Genomic DNA, 17,857 nt, shown 5'->3' on the forward strand with positions numbered 1-17,857 from the left:
ACATAGATATTCTCTAAGATTCAGCCTAGTTAACATTAATTATTCTTAATAGTTTTCCTATCTACAGTTTTGTTTCTTTTCACATCTTAATAATATGTATGATGATATAAATTGTTGGATTGAGATCCCGGTTAATAGGATGCAGCATAATCGCGTCTCATTATCACCGGTATCAACCCGCGATTTTGGCAGCGAAAGTGAACCTCATCTTATAGATATATTTTGTTGGTAACTGCTGTATGTCACGCAATTATCCAGGATAAAAACCCAGGTAATCCAATAAATAAGGCATAAAAAAGTAGATTTAAAGACAAAAACATCGATTATATTCCATACCAATGAAACTGGTAGTCATTTAAAATAAGAGCAGCCATTGGCACTAAAGATGTGCATAGAACTTCAAAAAGCAGCAGCGTCGGAGTACATTGGATACCTTGCAGTGTTCCACGCTGAGGACACGCTTTTACCAGCAAAAGGCTCAATTTTTTATGTCCCCCATTGAGAAATCCAGCAAACTGGACAACGTCTGTTACGACATTCGTGGACCAGTGCTAAAAGAAGCTAAGCGTCTTGAAGAAGAAGGTAATAAAGTTCTGAAACTGAACATCGGCAACCCTGCCCCGTTTGGTTTCGATGCACCCGATGAAATTCTGGTGGATGTGATCCGTAATTTGCCAACTGCACAGGGCTATTGCGATTCCAAAGGCCTGTTTTCGGCGCGCAAAGCTATTATGCAGCACTATCAGGCACGGGATATGCGTGACCTGACAGTCGAGGATATCTACATTGGAAACGGGGTCTCTGAGCTGATCGTGCAATCCATGCAAGCATTGCTGAATCTGGGCGATGAAATGCTGGTACCTGCACCAGATTATCCGTTATGGACGGCGGCAGTTTCGCTTTCAAGTGGTACCGCCGTACATTATATGTGTGATGAAGAGTCGGGCTGGTTCCCTGATTTAGATGATATCCGTAGTAAAATCACGCCGCGTACCCGTGGGATTGTGATTATCAACCCGAATAACCCGACCGGCGCGGTATACAGCAAAGAGCTGTTACTGGAGATTGTTGAAATCGCCCGTCAAAATGACCTGATTATTTTCGCCGATGAGATCTACGATAAGATTTTATATGACGAGGCTCAGCATCATTCTATTGCGGCTCTGGCACCTGATTTGTTAACTGTGACCTTCAATGGTTTATCCAAGACTTACCGTGTTGCCGGTTTCCGTCAGGGCTGGATGGTGCTGAATGGTCCTAAAAAACACGCTAAAGGTTATATTGAAGGTTTAGAGATGCTGGCATCAATGCGTCTGTGCGCCAACGTGCCTATGCAGCATGCCATTCAAACGGCATTAGGTGGTTATCAGAGCATTAGCGAGTTTATTCAGCCAGGCGGGCGCTTGTACGAACAGCGTGACCGTGCCTGGGAACTGATCAACCAAATACCGGGGGTTTCCTGCGTGAAACCTCAAGGCGCGTTGTATATGTTCCCACGTATTGATCAGAAGCGTTTTAACCTGAAAGATGATCAGAAACTGGTATTGGATCTGCTATTGCAGGAAAAAGTGCTGTTGGTTCAAGGCAGCGCCTTTAACTGGCCCTATCCTGATCATGTGCGGATTGTAACGTTACCGCGCGTGGATGAGCTGGAGATGGCAGTGAAGAAGTTAGGGCGGTTCCTGGAGACATATCATCAGTAACTATTTGATTTTATTGGGGTGATTGGTTCGGTTGTTAGGGCTTCAGTGTTCCCCTAGCCTCAACCGCCAAAGGGGTTACAAGCGCGTAACCCCCTTGGAACCCCTGCGCTTACGCACGTATCGCTTGCCCACTTCGTGGGTGCCCTCACTCATCATTCCGCTGGCGGGACGCCTAAATCCGCCGTCCATGGCGGATTTCCCTGGCTACATTCTTCACTCGGCGGCTCAAATGTGCTTTTAAACATCAAGGTCAAAACCCGCGTTTCGAATTGGATTTTGACCTTAAGCGCAATCAGGAATATTACCGACAAAGGCGATGGCCCGAGTAAGCGGGCATGGACGCCCGCGAAAAGCGCGCTTGGGCAGGGATGCCCATCGCGCTGGCTCGACAAGGCCAACGGCTGCCGGAGGGGACTGCAAATAGCAGTAATATTTCGCGCAAGCCGCAGGTGCAGGAGGGCCGGCTTGCCCTCCTGCTCGGTTGAGGCCGCAGAGATAAAGTAATCACTGAACGAATAACAACCGAAATAGGATCCGATCAAATCCACTACAGAGGTTAGATGAGCTATGAAGCTCTAACAACCGAAACCTGATCCGAACTAATCGCGCATCAACTGAAACCCGATCTGATAAACTCCCCCCATGCCTGCACTTAAAAAGTACAAAGAGAGTAAATAATGAGTCACTTCTTCGCCCATCTATCTCGTCTGAAACTGATCAACCGCTGGCCGCTGATGCGCAATGTTCGCACTGAGAATGTCTCTGAACACAGTTTGCAGGTAGCATTTGTCGCTCATGCGCTAGCTATCATTAAGAACCGTAAGTTTAACGGCAATCTCAATGGCGATCGTATTGCGCTGCTGGCGATGTACCACGATGCCAGCGAGGTGATTACCGGGGATTTACCTACACCTATCAAGTATTACAATCCACAAATCGCCCACGAATACAAAAAGATCGAAAAAGTTGCCCAACAGAAACTGATCGAAATGCTGCCGCAAGAGTTACAACATGATTTCCGCTGTCTGCTGGATGAGCACTATTACAGCGAAGAAGAGAAAGCGCTGGTTAAACAAGCTGATGCCCTGTGTGCTTATCTAAAATGTCTGGAAGAGTTATCGGCGGGTAATAACGAGTTTATTCAAGCCAAAGCGCGGTTGGAGAAAACCCTCGCGATGCGCCAAAGCCCAGAAATGGATTACTTTATGGAGGTGTTTGTGCCCAGCTTTAGCCTATCACTGGATGAAATCAGCCTCGATTCGCTGGATTAACCAGCAACGAATATTCCAGCCCTTGACGTTTAAAAGCACATTTGAGCCGCCGAGTGAAGAATGTAGCCAGGGAAATCCGCCATGGACGGCGGATTTAGGCGTCATGAGCAGGGACGCGACAACACTGCGAAGCAGTTTTGAACAACGCTTGCGTTGGCCCGGAGGGTAGCCTCGAAGAGGCTATAATAGCCGTCCCGCCAGCAAAATGATGAGTGAGGAAACCCACGCAGTGGGCAGGCGATACGTGCGTAGGCGCGGGATTGTTAAGGGTGTGCGCCAACACACCCTTAACCGGTTGAGGTTCCTGAATCTAAGTGAGCACAGAAGCTTGGCAACCGAACCTAACACTACTTTCCCGACGCAGGATAATCAGAAGGGAAATAACAACGGCACCACCATCACACTAACAATCATGACTAATATCGTAAATGGCACCCCCATGCGGACAAAATCACCGAATTTATAACCACCTGGCCCCAATACTAAGGTATTCACCGGTGACGAAACCGGCGTCATAAAGGCCGCTGAAGCTGCAATACCAATAATCATCGCAAAGGGATACGGCGAGACCGACATCTCCCGCGCAGCAGCAATCGCAATCGGTGCCATTAGAACTGCCGTGGCAGTATTAGAGATAAACAGCCCAATCGTGGCACACAACACAAACAAACATAGCAGCATGACGCGCGGCCCCATCCCACCGGCCACATCCATCAAACCACGGACAATCAAATCTACCCCACCGGTTTTTTGCAATGCTTGTGCAAAGGGCATCATCCCGATGATTAAAATCAAGCTCGGCCAATGAATTGAACGATAAGCACTTTCCATATCAATACATCGGAACTGACCCATCAGCAAACAGGCTACCAATGCCGCAATCACATTTGGCACCTCGTCGGTCATCATCATGGCAACCATCAACGCCAGACAGAATAATGCATGTGGGGCTTGCGAAATGGCCGGTGCCACTTCATCCACTTCCGCCGGCAGGTTCAGTACGATGAAATCACGGGTCTTTAACTGCAACTGGCGAATCAGTTTCCAATCACCGATCACCAGTAAGATATCGCCAAACTGTAATTTGTCATCAACCAGTTTGCCTTCCAAAGTCTTACCATTACGACGAATACCCACCACATTCAAACCATAGCGGGTACGGAAAGTGACTTCACGTAGACTCTTTCCCAAGAGTGCGGAATCAGGAATGAGCGAAACCTCGGCCATCCCGACGTTGCGCGCCTGCTCTGAGAAGTATTCACCGCGCAGCACCATCGGTTCCAGCATCTGTTCAGTGCAAAATTCACGTAAATCTATGTCGCAATCTGACATATCGATCAGTAAGACATCGTTCTCGTGTAATTCAGATGAACCGGTGGCACTCACCATCACACGCCGGAAACGCTTCCAGCGTTCAATCCCCACCACATTCGCCCCATAGCGGGCGCGCAGATGCAGTTCGTCAAGAGAACGGCCAATCAAAGGAGAATCATGGCGGATAGCCAAACGGCGCGCACGGCCAGTCAGTTTATAATCGCGGATAAGGTCACGGAAAGTGCGGCGTTTCCATTGCTGTTCTTTCTCTGAGCTTTCCTGCTTCCCGCCCAACCAGCGCCGAGCCACTAACATATAAGCGACACCCATCAGCAAAATGATAATGCCGATAGGGGTAACGCCAAAGAAGCCAAACCCTTTGATACCTTCGCGCAGTAATTCACTGTTAACTACCATATTTGGTGGCGTTGCCACCAGCGTCATCATGCCACTTATCAAGCCGGCAAAACTTAGCGGCATCATTAACCGCCCCGGCGAAATTTTCATCCGGCTGGCAACACTCAATACCACTGGGATAAAGATTGCCACCACTCCGGTAGAGCTCATAAAAGCGCCTAATCCGGCAACCGTTACCATTAATAACGCCAGCATTTTGGTTTCACTGTGACCGGCGACCTTGACCAGCCAATCACCCACCTGATAAGCAACACCGGTTCTGACCAACCCTTCACCAATAACAAACAGCGCCGCAATCAATATCACGTTAGGATCACTGAATCCGCTGGTCGCCTCACCTAATGACAACGTACCACTCATCACAAAGGCAATAATGACCAACAGAGCTACCACGTCCATGCGCAGTTTATTGGTAGTAAACAGCACAATAGCTATTAGAAGTAGCGTCAACACCCACAATAGTTCGCGGTTCAAAATGGCCTCGTTGGCAAAAAGTGAAAGGGAATATCCGGCTCTGGCAGTAAAACATTAAAATCAGCAGCGGCCGCTGTCTGAGATCAATAATGACTGCAAATTTATGTGCTTACCATCCCACAAAGGGTTTTATTGTGTTTTTTTCCTGAAAAAAGTTTATCAATTTGTGAGGTGCCAGACAGTAAAAGAGCGCCATCAGGCGCTCTCAGTGGTGACATTAAGGTATCTGGCGAAAAATTAACCTACTCGCACAACCCGCGCGCCGTTAGCGGTAACCTCAACGCTAATCTGCTCCAGCGAACTGAGCACTAAATCAACCTGATCAAGTTTGGGAGTATCAGCCGGAGCATTGACCGCAATCACCTGACAGCCCGCCGCCAAGCCTGACAAAATCCCCGCAGGGGCATCTTCCACTACGATACAATCAGCCGGTGCCAGCCCTAAGCGCTCGGCCCCCAGCAGATAAGCATCTGGTTGCGGTTTGCCGTGCTTAACTTGTTCGCTGGTGATAAACACTTCAGGTACCGGCAGATGGCCGGCGGCACGGCGCGCAGAAGCGACCGGTACTGAGCCTGAAGTGACAATAGCCCACGGAATAGACAGGCTGTTTAGTCGCTCCAACAGCGCCACCGCCCCCGGCAATGCGCTCACACCATCGGTATCATTAGCTTCAACCTGCTCTAATGCCAGAAACTCAGCCTGAATTTCAGCCTCACTTGCACCCGACATAAAATGACGTAAAGAGGTAATTGCTTGTTTGCCATGGATAAAATCAAGAACTTCTGCTGGGTTGATGCCTCGGCCTTGCGCCCAGCCAATCCAGGCTCGTTCGACAGCAGGTAAAGAATCAACCAAAGTCCCGTCCAAATCAAAAAGAAAACCTTTACACTCCACAAGCACATCCTCATCAGTAAAACTATTTTTCAACTTACTGATAGCAAACAAGTTACGTGCTATCAGGCATTGATAATTTGCGAAATTTCAACAGCACTCAAATGGTATTGGCGTGGACATGATTGCCAGATAGCCAGCATACGTTGGTATTTATCCCACATTGGGGTTTGAGAGTTGAAACCATGAGTCCCTGAGTCAAAATGGGTGTAGCGCCCTTCGGTATTGACCATAAAGCGCACATAACTCAGGTAACGGGATTCGGTAGCAGCATCAAAACCGAGGAACGCGATACGGCGTTCATCCAAGTCTTGCTTGTCTTTCAGGTTACCACAGGAGACTTGCAGGGCGTGGTGCATCTCCATGATATTAATGATAGTACGGCAAGTATCTTCGCTCATCTCACCAAAATCACGGTCCAATTCACGCATCTGCAAACCAAAGCCGCGCTCGACAATGGTTTGCTGGCGACGATAACGCTCAGCATTTTCCGGATCCAGCATGGTCATCATTTTGTACTGATTCGACAGAATCAGTCGTTGGGCGTTGGTCATATCCATCACTAACTCCTAAGACATAAATAATGAGGAAATCATCGCACACAGGCTTGGGCCATACTTTGATTTGACAGGGGATTTTGCACCACTAATCCTGTGAGGCATAAAAGCCCGCTGGCATGAAACCGCCACTAGAGGTCATCAAGAAACGTTTTATCCAACTGTTTGAAGGCTCGTTTCAGCACATCGGCCAGGGATTGATAAGTCGGCGTCTGCTCGATAGGCGCAACAGCCTGCCCCGCTTCTGTTAGCTTGTTACGTACCTCATGGAACCACTGGAGTAAGGTTGGCGGTAACGGGGTTATCGCGCGCTTGCCTAACCACCATAACCCTTGCAATGGTAAACCACAGGCGAACAGCGCCGTAGCGATGGCTGGTCCCAACTGGCCACCGAGGGCTATCTGCCAGGTCAGGGTAAAAATGGCCAGTGGTGGCATAAAGCGGATACCAAAGCGTGTCGCCGTAACCACGCGATTTTCGGGAAACATCGGCGCCAGGCGCTTATCGGCAGGCCAGGTCTTCATATAAAGCTGGCCGCGCTGGAGTACCTGAAACCAACTTACAGAATCAGAGGGTTTTGTTGTCATGGCTCACCTCAACTTCACAAGCAAAAATTAAAATTTTTTTTGTAATCCACAAACTAAAAATTAGTCTGTTAAATATATTTTGTTTTTAGGCTCCGCTATCGGTATCCTAACTCGGCCTTTTGGCCGCTAGAAGATGACACTAAATATGTCAACTTTTTGCAGCTTTTAAATCATTTTTGTTAAATCGCACCGATTTTCACCACCAGGTTTTAACGTTTGCACTTAACGTTTAATCCGCGATTTTTCCATCATCATGCCTTTTTCTCTATCGCATGATGTTAATCATTAATGTCGACGCCAATATGCGCTACGCTTTTGGAATGATTGACGTTTTATTAACCATATGTTTTTCGCTGTTTTTGCATCAAAAATGTCGCATGCGCGCTGTTTTTGCAAAACAAATGTTGAACACGACTATAAAATAGGTACTTCCATGTCGAGTAAGCTAGTACTGGTTCTTAACTGCGGTAGCTCTTCCCTAAAATTTGCTATCATCGACGCGACCAACGGTGAAGAACACCTCTCTGGTTTAGCCGAATGCTTCCATCTGCCTGAAGCCCGCATCAAATGGAAACTTGATGGTGGCAAACAGGAAGCAGCATTGGGTGCTGGTGCAGCACACAGCGAAGCACTGAATTTCATTGTTAATACTATTCTGGCACAAAAACCAGAGCTTTCCGCTCAGTTGACAGCTATCGGTCACCGCATTGTTCATGGTGGCGAGAAATTTACAGCATCAGCTATCGTTACCGAAGAAGTTATTCAGGGTATCAAAGATTCCATCCCATTTGCACCACTGCATAACCCAGCTCACTTGATTGGTATCGCTGAAGCGTTGAAATCATTCCCAAATCTGGCTGATAAAAATGTCGCTGTCTTTGACACCGCTTTCCATCAGACCATGCCGGAAGAGTCTTATCTCTACGCCCTGCCGTACCGTTTATACAAAGAAAACGGTATCCGTCGCTATGGCGCACACGGCACCAGCCACTTCTACGTCAGTCAGGAAGCCGCTAAAACCCTGAACAAACCGCTGGAAGAACTGAACGTCATCACTTGCCATTTGGGCAACGGTGGTTCTGTCACTGCGGTTCGTAACGGTAAATGTGTTGATACCTCTATGGGCCTGACACCACTGGAAGGTTTGGTCATGGGCACCCGTAGTGGTGATATCGACCCGGCGATCATTTTCCATTTGTATGATGCCATGGGCATGAGCATGGAACAGATCAGCAAGCTGTTGACCAAAGAATCTGGCCTGCTGGGCCTGACTGAAGTCACCAGTGACTGCCGTTATGTTGAAGACAACTATGCAACTAAAGCAGATGCACGCCGCGCAATGGATGTGTTCTGTCATCGCCTGGCGAAATACATCGGTGCATATACTGCGCTGATGGATGGTCGTCTGGATGCCGTGGTCTTCACCGGCGGTATTGGTGAGAACGCCGCAATGGTACGTGAGCTGACTTTGAACAAACTGGGCCTGTTGGGCTTTGAAATTGACCACGAACGCAACCTGGCAGCACGCTTTGGTAAATCAGGCACCATCACCAAAGAGGGCAGCCGCCTGGCTCTGGTTATCCCAACCAATGAAGAGCTGGTCATCGCACAAGACGCAGCCCGTCTGACTGCGTAAGAGTTTTTGACATATACCCAAAGTCATTGGAGTTGCAGGTAGGCGGCAAATGAATAAATCCCGATGAGCTTATTTACTTTAAGGTCAACGACTAGTCAGTGATTCGGGTGCATGAGCGTAGCCAACAACCCTGCGGCTTCAAGGGCGAAGGATGTCCCCAAAGTCATTGGAGTTGCAGGTAGGCGGCAAGCGAATAAATCCCGATGAGCTGACTCAGGTCAGTAATTCGGGTGCATGAGCGTAGCCAACAACCCTGCGGCTTCAAGGACGAAGGGCATAACCGTAAAGAGGTTTAGCCGTGTCCCGTACAATAATGTTGATTCCTACCGGCACCAGCGTTGGTTTAACCAGCGTAAGCTTGGGTGTCATCCGTTCCATGGAACAAAAAGGTGTACGCCTGAGCGTATTCAAGCCAATCGCCCAGCCTCGTGCCGGTGATGATGCACCTGACCAAACCACCACCATCATTCGTGCGAACTCCAGCATCACTGCTGCTGAGCCGCTGAATATGGGTTATGTGGAAACCTTGCTGAGTTCTAACCAGCAAGACGTGTTAATGGAAGAGATTGTTGCCCGTTATCACGAAAATACCAAAGACGCAGAAGTGGTTCTGGTCGAAGGCTTGGTGCCAACACGCAAACATCAGTTTGCCAATGCATTGAACTATGAAATTGCTAAAACCCTGAATGCTGAAATCGTCTTTGTTATTGCTCTGGGTAATGACTCACCAGATCAGTTGAAAGAGCGTATCGAACTGGCTCGTTCCAGTTTCGGTGGCAGTAAAAACAAAAACATCACTGGCGTTATCATTAACAAATTGAATGCGCCGGTTGATGAACAAGGTCGTACCCGCCCTGACCTGTCTGAAATCTTTGATGATTCCACCAAGGCCAGCGTCGCGAACATCGATCCAAGCCAACTGTTTGCCAACAGCCCACTGCCAGTTCTGGGCTGTGTGCCGTGGAGCTTCGAGTTGATTGCAACTCGCGCCATTGATATGGCCAAGCACCTGAAAGCCACCATCATTAACCAAGGTGATATCAACACTCGCCGCGTTAAATCTGTGACTTTCTGTGCTCGTAGCATTCCGCATATGCTGGAACACTTCCGCCCGGGTTCTCTGCTGGTTACCTCAGCCGACCGTCCTGATGTGTTGGTTTCTGCTTGTTTGGCAGCCATGAATGGCGTTGAAATTGGTGCCATCCTGTTGACTGGCGGTTACGCTATTGATGAGCGTATCAACAGCCTGTGTGAACGTGCCTTCCAAACTGGCTTGCCAGTATTTATGGTTGATACCAATACTTGGCAGACCTCTTTGAGCCTGCAAAGCTTCAATCTGGAAGTCCCTGCAGATGACCATGAGCGTGTTGAAAAGCTGCAAAACTATGTTGCCAGCCATATCAGCAGTGATTGGATTGACTCTCTGAGTGCAACGTCTGAGCGTTCACGTCGCTTGTCACCACCAGCATTCCGCTACGAGCTGACCGAATTGGCCCGTAAAGCGGGTAAACGCATCGTGCTGCCAGAAGGCGATGAGCCACGTACCGTTAAAGCCGCTTCTATCTGTGCTGAACGCGGTATCGCAACTTGTGTGCTGCTGGGTAACCCAGAAGAGATCCAACGCGTTGCTGCCGCGCAAGGTGTTGAGCTGGGCAAAGGCGTTGAAATCATCGATCCTGTTGCTGTACGTGAGCAATATGTTCCGCGTCTGGTTGAGCTGCGTAAGAGCAAAGGCATGACCGAAGTGGTCGCGCGTGAACAGTTGGAAGACAACGTCGTTCTCGGCACCCTGATGCTGGAAAAAGGTGAAGTTGATGGTCTGGTTTCCGGTGCAGTACATACCACCGCAAACACCATCCGCCCACCATTGCAGTTGATCAAAACCGCGCCGGGCAGTTCACTGGTTTCTTCGGTGTTCTTTATGCTGCTGCCTGACCAGGTTCTGGTTTATGGTGACTGTGCAATCAACCCAGATCCAACGGCTGAACAACTGTCTGAGATTGCTATCCAATCTGCGGATTCTGCTGCGGCATTCGGCATTGAACCACGTGTGGCGATGATCTCTTACTCTACCGGTAATTCCGGTGCGGGTAGCGATGTCGAAAAAGTACGTGAAGCGACCCGTCTGGCACAGGAAAAACGCCCAGATTTGATCATCGATGGTCCGTTGCAATATGACGCGGCAATCATGGCGGATGTGGCTAAATCCAAAGCGCCTAACTCACCGGTTGCAGGTAAAGCCACCGTGTTCATCTTCCCAGACTTGAACACCGGTAACACTACCTATAAAGCGGTGCAACGCTCTGCTGACCTGATCTCCATCGGGCCGATGCTGCAAGGTATGCGTAAGCCAGTTAACGATTTGTCCCGTGGTGCATTGGTTGACGATATCGTCTATACCGTGGCACTAACGGCGATTCAATCCGCTCAGGCTGACGCCAGCGCATCTTAATTCTAAGATTACGTTGTCTAAGAAACGCCAGCCTTGTGCTGGCGTTTTTGTTTGTTGGCAAAGCGATTGGTTAGAACGCTTTCACCTCGCAACCACACTCGCCAAAAGACCGCATCGGTAAAATACGCCAACAAAAAAACCGCCATATAGGCGGTTTCTCTGTGCTGGTCCGGTAAGCGGCCATTCCAGCGGGGTTGTTGGTATCAAAACAACAGCTACCAACGTATCGCAAGTGCACCCCAGCCAGAACAGTTTGGGCCAGTTGCTATTCACTGTCAAGTATCTGCTGCGGATGCATTAGTGTACAATCGCGTTGGGCCTTTTCGCCGCCTTAAGCAAGCGGGCATCGGTTTAAGGGAAGGATATCCAATGGCCGTAAACGCAGGCGCACCCCAGCGCTTGTATTCACGGTAGTATCACCGGTGGTGCTGGCGTGAAGCGGTTTAAGCATGGACCGCACAATGAAACGATACTTTTGTATTGTGCTCGTTGTATTTGGTGCGTTGTTAACATCCGGGAATGGGGGTTGGCGTATTTTCAACAACTCAATCACGGTAATAATCAACACGTCAGGCAAGTAAGCCCGGTAGGCCGCCCTGCGGGGCGGTTTTCCTTTATTGCTTGGCGCGAGCTTCAGGTACTTTGCCGTGGCTCAAATTTATAGTTGAAACTCTGGCTAACGGGTTCACTCCATTCGTCATCTTCATCGCTCTCGAGCAGTTCGATCAACATCTTGCCAGCATCTTTACCCATCTTCCGGTAATCGATACGCATCGAAGTCAGCGTCGGGTGAGTCTGATCGCAGTTATCAGAACCATCCAGGCAGGCAACTGCGATCCCGCCGGGAATTTTCAGCAAGCGACGTTGGCATTCAAACAGTACTCCCAAAGCGATATCTTCGTGGCTGCAAATAACAGCATCCAGCTCAGGTTGGCGTTGCAGAATTTCCGTCAAGGCATAGCGACCAAACTGTAAGCTGGCTGTTTCTGGTGTGGTGACGGTTTGATCAGCATTTTTATAATGTTCCAGCATCGCTTTATGCCAGCCATTCAGTTGCTGACGTTGTAAGCGGTTATCCATATGAGCGCCAATAAAACCAATATTGTGATAGCCGCGCTCCAGTAAATGACGGCTTAGTGCATAAGCGGATTCAAAAAATGCCGCCTCAAGGGTAATTTTCGCCCCTTTAAAATAGGACCCCACCACATTAACGGTAGGAATATTGGCCCGCTCGAGCAGTTGATAGGTTTTATCTGCCAGTTGTGAGCCAAATATCACCACGGCTGCCGGATTGCTTTGCAGTAACGTCATCAGTATTTCAGCTTCTTTCCGCTGACTATATTCATGGCAACCCAGCAATAACTGAAATTCATTTTTGTTCAGAATCTGTTGCAGCGCCTGCATAAATCGGGAGCTGGCTTTATCGGTCAGCGACGGAATCAAAACCGCCACAGTATCACTATGCCCCGAAGCCAAAGCCCCTGCCGTGCGATTGGGAATATATCCCAATGTTTCAACCGCTTGCTCTATCTTCTCACGTAACTTATCTGAAACCTGCTCCGGCGTTCGCAGCGCTCGGGAAACAGTCATCGACCCTACCCCAGCGTAATTCGCCACATCCGATAGAGTGACCCGCCCGGTATTACGGCGCTTGCGCGTTTTTTCCATGCTGAGTTCCTGCCTAATTAAAATTTCTTGTCGATTAAAATTTTCTGTCTGGATAAAACAAGCCAGTCCGCGGGGTCTCGACAATACATTGCATTGTATATGGCTTATTCCGAGATAGCCAAAGGCCCTGACGCGACAAATGATAGCGCTATCACAAAATTTGGTAGCGCTATCAGGTAGCGCTACCAATTGAGATATTCGTCACATTAATAGCAACGATAACTATCTACTCTCAGGTTAACAGTCATCGGGAGTCATCAATATCATGTTAAAAACACTGTTAACGTCAGACGTCATTCAGGTGGTTAGCCAGGCAAAAGACTGGCGTGATGCCATCGCCATTTCATGTAAGCCACTGATTGATAATGGCTCTATTGAAGCGCGTTATGTCGAGGCTATTTATCGCTCCCATGAGGCGATTGGCCCTTATTACGTCGTCGGCCCCGGCATTGCGATGCCACATGCCCGCCCGGAAGAAGGTGTGAATAAACTCGCTTTGGCATTAACCGTCATTACCGAGGGTGTCACTTTTAATGCTGAAGGTAATGACCCGGTCAAACTGCTCATAGTGTTAGCCGCGACAGACAGCAACAGCCACATCGAGGCTATTTCTCAACTCGCTCAGTTGTTCGATAACGATAACGATGTACAAACCCTACTTAATGCGCAAACGCCGCAAGAGATCCAATCTGTCATTGCGCGTTATTAATCACAGCATTCTGTACGGATAATAATTTTAAGGGGAAAAAAAATGAAAATTACAGTGGTTTGCGGTAACGGCTTAGGTACCAGCCTGATGATGGAAATCAGCATCAAAAGTATTCTGAAAGAGCTGGCAGTCACAGCCGAAGTGGATCATGTGGATCTTGGCTCTGCCAAAGGGACACCAAGCGACATCTTCATCGGTACCAAAGATATTGCCGAACAGCTCATTGCTCAGGCCGTTGGTGGCAAAATCGTTGCTCTTGATAACATGATTGATAAAAAAGCCATGAAAGAACGTTTGTCTGTGGCATTAACTGAATTAGGCGCGCTGTAAGCGGAGGCTGGTATGGATTTCTTTCGTTTCTTAATGAGTGATGTGCTTTCTGAGCCGGCTGTTCTGGTCGGTTTGATCGCGTTAATCGGCCTGATTGCCCAGAAAAAACCGGTGACTGAGTGTATTAAAGGCACCGTAAAGACCATCATGGGCTTTGTGATTTTAGGTGCGGGTGCTGGCCTGGTGGTTTCATCTCTGGGTGATTTTGCCAATATCTTCCAACACGCTTTCGGTATTCAGGGCGTGGTGCCAAATAACGAAGCGATCGTTTCTGTGGCACAAAAGAGTTTTGGTAAAGAGATGGCGATGATTATGTTCTTCGCTATGGTGATCAATATTCTGATTGCCCGCTTTACGCCATGGAAATTTATCTTCCTGACCGGTCACCACACCCTGTTTATGTCGATGATGGTGGCAGTAATTCTGGCCACCGCAGGTATCAGTGGCGTGACACTGATTGTGATCGGTTCGTTGGTGGTTGGGGTTGCGATGGTGTTCTTCCCAGCCATTGCCCACCCTTACATGAAAAAAGTGACCGGTTCTGATGATGTGGCAATTGGCCACTTCTCTACCTTGTCTTATGTGCTGGCTGGCTTTATTGGTAGCAAATTCGGTAATAAAGAACATTCGACTGAAGATATGAATGTGCCGAAAAGCTTGCTGTTTCTGCGTGATACACCAGTGGCTATCTCATTCACCATGTGTATCATTTTCATCGTGACTTGCCTGTTCGCCGGGCCGGAAGTAGTGAAAAGCCTGAGTGGCGGTAAGAACTGGTTCATGTTCTCGCTGATGCAATCCATCACTTTCGCCGCAGGTGTGTACATCATCCTGCAAGGTGTACGTATGGTTATTGCTGAGATAGTGCCAGCATTTAAAGGGATTTCAGATAAGTTAGTTCCTAATGCAAAACCTGCATTGGATTGCCCGGTGGTGTTCCCTTATGCACCTAATGCGGTTCTGGTTGGCTTCCTGAGCAGCTTTGCCGCAGGTCTTATCGGTATGTTCGCGCTCTATTTGATGAACATGACCGTGATTATCCCAGGCGTCGTTCCTCACTTCTTCGTTGGTGCGGCAGCGGGTGTATTTGGTAATGCAACCGGTGGCCGCCGTGGCGCTATTTTAGGTGCCTTCGCACAGGGCTTGTTGATTACCTTCCTGCCAGTCTTCCTACTGCCAGTGCTGGGTGATATCGGCTTTGCCAATACCACATTCAGTGATGCCGACTTTGGTGCGCTGGGTATCTTGCTGGGTATTATTGTAAGATAATCAGTGGGATGACGGTGAGATACACAAAAGCCCCTGAGAAGGGGCTTTTTATATGGCTAAGCGGGAATCAATCTTCGCGTGGGGTAATTTTACCGTAATCCTGCTCATTGTTGCGCGTCAGCCACAGTGACAGCGCTTTCAGAGAGTCAGGGGTAAATTCGTCACAACGGGCAGTGATATCTTCCGGTACCATCCAGCATACTTCTTCAATTTCCTCAGCCTGTAGTGCAAACGGCCCATGGGACACGCAACTGAATAATCCGCCCCATACCCGACAGCACTCTTCTTCAAAATAAAACAGGCCATGTTCGGCAAACGGGACACCGGCTATCCCTAACTCTTCCTCTGCCTCACGCCGCGCAGATTCCAGGTAGTTTTCACCACTCTGCACCACCCCCCCCGCAGTGGCATCCAGTTTACCGGGATAGAAATCTTTACTCTCGGTACGACGTTGTACCAGAATTTTCCCCATTCCATCGTGCACCACAATATAGGTAGCACGGTGGCGTAGTCGTTGAGCTCTCATTTGTTGACGGCTGGATTGAGCAATAACGTCATTTTGCTCATCAACAATATCAACCCACTCGATGACTGCTGCTGGATTTTGCTCCACCATCCTCTGAAACCTTCTATCTGGGCGCGGTGAGACTCGCGCAATTGTTAATTATATGTTTACCCTCTGACATAACGTCAATCACTTTGGGTAACTAACTATTTATAATAGTTTTTTTAAATTCAATTGGGTGACAGATTCATCATTATGTAGGGTCAGAACCTGTAAAACCCCCTCTTCTAACATGCCATAACTTGCCGGGTACCCACCTTTGGGGATACTGACTGAACCTGGATTAAAGCAAATAACCTCTCCCTGCCACCGAGCTTCAGGCAGATGAGTATGACCATAGACTAAGACATCACCATTACGCAACGGAGGAAGTGCGCCAGGGTGATAAAGGTGACCATGCGTCAAAAATAGACGGGTTTCTGGCATAATAATCTGCTGCCAACCCGCCATCATCGGGAACTGCAATAGCATCTGATCCACTTCACTGTCGCAGTTGCCACGAACCGCAATGACCCTTTCTTTATAGGCATTAAGGCGCTGTGCCACCTCTGCTGGCTGATAACCTGCGGGCAACGCATTGCGTGGCCCGTGGTTAAGAAAATCACCCAATAGCACCAGCCATTGCGCACCACTGCGCTCGAAGGTAGCCAACACCTTTTCCGTTGCGGGCAACGAACCATGCAGGTCAGAAGCAAACATTAACTTCATGATATCGTCTTCTCTTAGGTCTACTCTCAGCAAATCAGGCGACGTAAACGCCATGGCACTTAATGAGAGATAAAAGAAGCCTATTCTATCATCCAATTGATCGGATTAATCCGATAAAAATCGATATCTGTTATGCAAAAATTTTATCGCAAAAAGCAGCGCCGACATGAAAAAAAATATCAGCGCAAGGTGAACGACAATACGAGGAAACCGTTATAATGAGGGTTGAGATACCAATTCATCCAATGTCACAGGATTGAATAAATATCCCTGCATTGCATCAATATTGCTACCCTTAAGTTGCGCTGACTCATCTTCATTTTCCACGCCCACCACAATGACACCGAGGCAATATTTCTTAATGTTATTGATTAAGATCGGGAAGGTATGCTTATTGTGCTGCCAGAAAAAATGCTTATCGATTTTTACATATTCAAAAATATTGGCTGTGACCGCATTCAAGGTGGAGCCGCCGCTGCCCAAATCATCCAGCCATAACGGATACCGCTGCGCCAATTCCCGTAACAATGGGTTATTCATACCATCGGATAAATTAGAAAAAGTCTCCATGATCTCCAACCGTAGGAAGGGCATCTCATCTAACAACTGGCGCGTTGCGGCATCAGTCACAATCACTCCCGCCAAATCAAAATCAATATTGATTGAGAGCAAAACATGGTGCGTGATAAACCAAGCGCTATAGGCTTTTACTGCACGCAATTGATCCTGGAATAAATTAGTCTTTCCGTCGACATCTAATTCTTTAATAAACTTTTCAACATCGATGGGCAAATCAACCGATTTAGCTGAAAATCGGCTTAATAGCTCTACTGCCAGTAAGCTACCATCTTGTCTATGTATGGGTTCGCATACATAAGAACAATTAACTTCGATATTTAGCTTCATGCGCACCTGAAAAAGTGTATGGACAACAATGAGATCACAACCAGATCTCAGCCGGAGGATTTATAAGCCACCGTGAGTTTTTATAAAACACCCAATATTTATTTATAAAACATCCAAACTTCACAAGGGAGAAGGCCAACTGCCCTCTCGTCCATTCAGGTTAGTCTGTTTACTCTAGCAGAAATTCGCAAAATCAGTGTTTTAAAAATAATCAGGGTATGGCTTATAGTCGTTCTTGTTGCTCAGAAAAAATAACCATCCCGGCCGTTTTCTACCGTCGAAGTGGTATTACTTAAGCACTCAATACCGTATTAATCGGACAGATTGGTGCATTTATTTAGTTAAAAAATTTTATTTTTCCAAATGATGTGACTCACCAGACGCTCTGATGAGATAAAAA

General features: G+C 48.0%; 15 protein-coding genes. 7 read left to right on the forward strand and 8 right to left on the reverse strand.

The window, feature by feature from the left end:
- The first annotated feature begins 488 nt into the window (after positions 1–488).
- Positions 489–1,703, forward strand: coding sequence for a pyridoxal phosphate-dependent aminotransferase (locus Q2T71_RS13955; RefSeq protein ID WP_372559477.1), 1,215 nt, complete (start codon positions 489–491; stop codon positions 1,701–1,703).
- A 677-nt stretch (positions 1,704–2,380) separates the two neighbouring features.
- Entirely contained in the window at positions 2,381–2,974 is a 594-nt protein-coding gene (yfbR, locus tag Q2T71_RS13960) for a 5'-deoxynucleotidase (RefSeq protein WP_372559478.1), read from the forward strand.
- A 369-nt stretch (positions 2,975–3,343) separates the two neighbouring features.
- On the opposite strand, the gene Q2T71_RS13965 is transcribed toward yfbR, so the two are convergent.
- From Q2T71_RS13965 to yfbV, 4 genes are all read right to left on the reverse strand, one after another.
- Positions 3,344–5,179 carry an SLC13 family permease gene (locus Q2T71_RS13965; RefSeq protein ID WP_372559479.1) on the reverse strand — a complete coding sequence of 612 codons (1,836 nt, stop codon included), beginning with the start codon at positions 5,177–5,179 and terminating at the stop codon, positions 3,344–3,346.
- 237 nt (positions 5,180–5,416) lie between these two features.
- On the reverse strand, positions 5,417–6,073 hold the full coding sequence (locus Q2T71_RS13970) for a sugar phosphatase (RefSeq protein WP_372559480.1): 657 nt from the start codon (positions 6,071–6,073) through the stop codon (positions 5,417–5,419).
- A 62-nt stretch (positions 6,074–6,135) separates the two neighbouring features.
- Entirely contained in the window at positions 6,136–6,630 is a 495-nt protein-coding gene (locus Q2T71_RS13975; RefSeq protein ID WP_083158253.1) for a YfbU family protein, read from the reverse strand.
- 128 nt (positions 6,631–6,758) lie between these two features.
- Positions 6,759–7,214 carry a terminus macrodomain insulation protein YfbV gene (gene yfbV, locus Q2T71_RS13980; RefSeq protein WP_083158252.1) on the reverse strand — a complete coding sequence of 152 codons (456 nt, stop codon included), beginning with the start codon at positions 7,212–7,214 and terminating at the stop codon, positions 6,759–6,761.
- A 433-nt stretch (positions 7,215–7,647) separates the two neighbouring features.
- Between yfbV and ackA the strand changes: the two genes are divergently transcribed.
- Together ackA and pta are read left to right on the forward strand one after the other, a co-directional pair.
- Positions 7,648–8,850: an acetate kinase gene (gene ackA / locus Q2T71_RS13985; protein ID WP_372559481.1), complete on the forward strand. Its 1,203-nt coding sequence runs from the start codon at positions 7,648–7,650 to the stop codon at positions 8,848–8,850.
- Positions 8,851–9,163: 313 nt separating this feature from the next.
- Complete coding sequence (gene pta, locus Q2T71_RS13990) at positions 9,164–11,302, forward strand: phosphate acetyltransferase (protein ID WP_372559928.1); 2,139 nt, start codon at positions 9,164–9,166, stop codon at positions 11,300–11,302.
- 633 nt (positions 11,303–11,935) lie between these two features.
- Here the strand turns inward: pta and Q2T71_RS13995 are convergent.
- Positions 11,936–12,970, reverse strand: a complete 1,035-nt coding sequence (locus tag Q2T71_RS13995) for a LacI family DNA-binding transcriptional regulator (protein WP_372559482.1) — start codon at positions 12,968–12,970, stop codon at positions 11,936–11,938.
- A 265-nt stretch (positions 12,971–13,235) separates the two neighbouring features.
- On the opposite strand from Q2T71_RS13995, the gene Q2T71_RS14000 reads away from it, so the two are divergent.
- From Q2T71_RS14000 to Q2T71_RS14010, 3 genes are read left to right on the forward strand one after another with little or no spacing between them, the layout of a single operon-like run.
- Complete coding sequence (locus tag Q2T71_RS14000; RefSeq protein ID WP_372559483.1) at positions 13,236–13,679, forward strand: PTS sugar transporter subunit IIA; 444 nt, start codon at positions 13,236–13,238, stop codon at positions 13,677–13,679.
- Between the two features lie 42 nt (positions 13,680–13,721).
- Complete coding sequence (locus Q2T71_RS14005; protein ID WP_083158247.1) at positions 13,722–14,009, forward strand: PTS sugar transporter subunit IIB; 288 nt, start codon at positions 13,722–13,724, stop codon at positions 14,007–14,009.
- A 12-nt stretch (positions 14,010–14,021) separates the two neighbouring features.
- The gene (locus Q2T71_RS14010) at positions 14,022–15,278 is read left to right on the forward strand and encodes a PTS ascorbate transporter subunit IIC (protein ID WP_005277900.1); all 1,257 of its coding nucleotides are present in this window, start codon (positions 14,022–14,024) and stop codon (positions 15,276–15,278) included.
- Positions 15,279–15,345: 67 nt separating this feature from the next.
- On the opposite strand, the gene yfcD is transcribed toward Q2T71_RS14010, so the two are convergent.
- From yfcD to Q2T71_RS14025, 3 genes are all read right to left on the reverse strand, one after another.
- Positions 15,346–15,894, reverse strand: a complete 549-nt coding sequence (gene yfcD / locus Q2T71_RS14015) for an NUDIX hydrolase YfcD (RefSeq protein WP_083158246.1) — start codon at positions 15,892–15,894, stop codon at positions 15,346–15,348.
- A 99-nt stretch (positions 15,895–15,993) separates the two neighbouring features.
- Positions 15,994–16,551 carry a phosphodiesterase gene (yfcE, locus tag Q2T71_RS14020; protein WP_372559484.1) on the reverse strand — a complete coding sequence of 186 codons (558 nt, stop codon included), beginning with the start codon at positions 16,549–16,551 and terminating at the stop codon, positions 15,994–15,996.
- 213 nt (positions 16,552–16,764) lie between these two features.
- Positions 16,765–17,457 carry an EAL domain-containing protein gene (locus Q2T71_RS14025; protein ID WP_193784623.1) on the reverse strand — a complete coding sequence of 231 codons (693 nt, stop codon included), beginning with the start codon at positions 17,455–17,457 and terminating at the stop codon, positions 16,765–16,767.
- Positions 17,458–17,857 lie beyond the last annotated feature (400 nt).

Source organism: Yersinia sp. 1652 StPb PI (assembly GCF_041538345.1).
Lineage (GTDB): Bacteria > Pseudomonadota > Gammaproteobacteria > Enterobacterales > Enterobacteriaceae > Yersinia > Yersinia enterocolitica_E.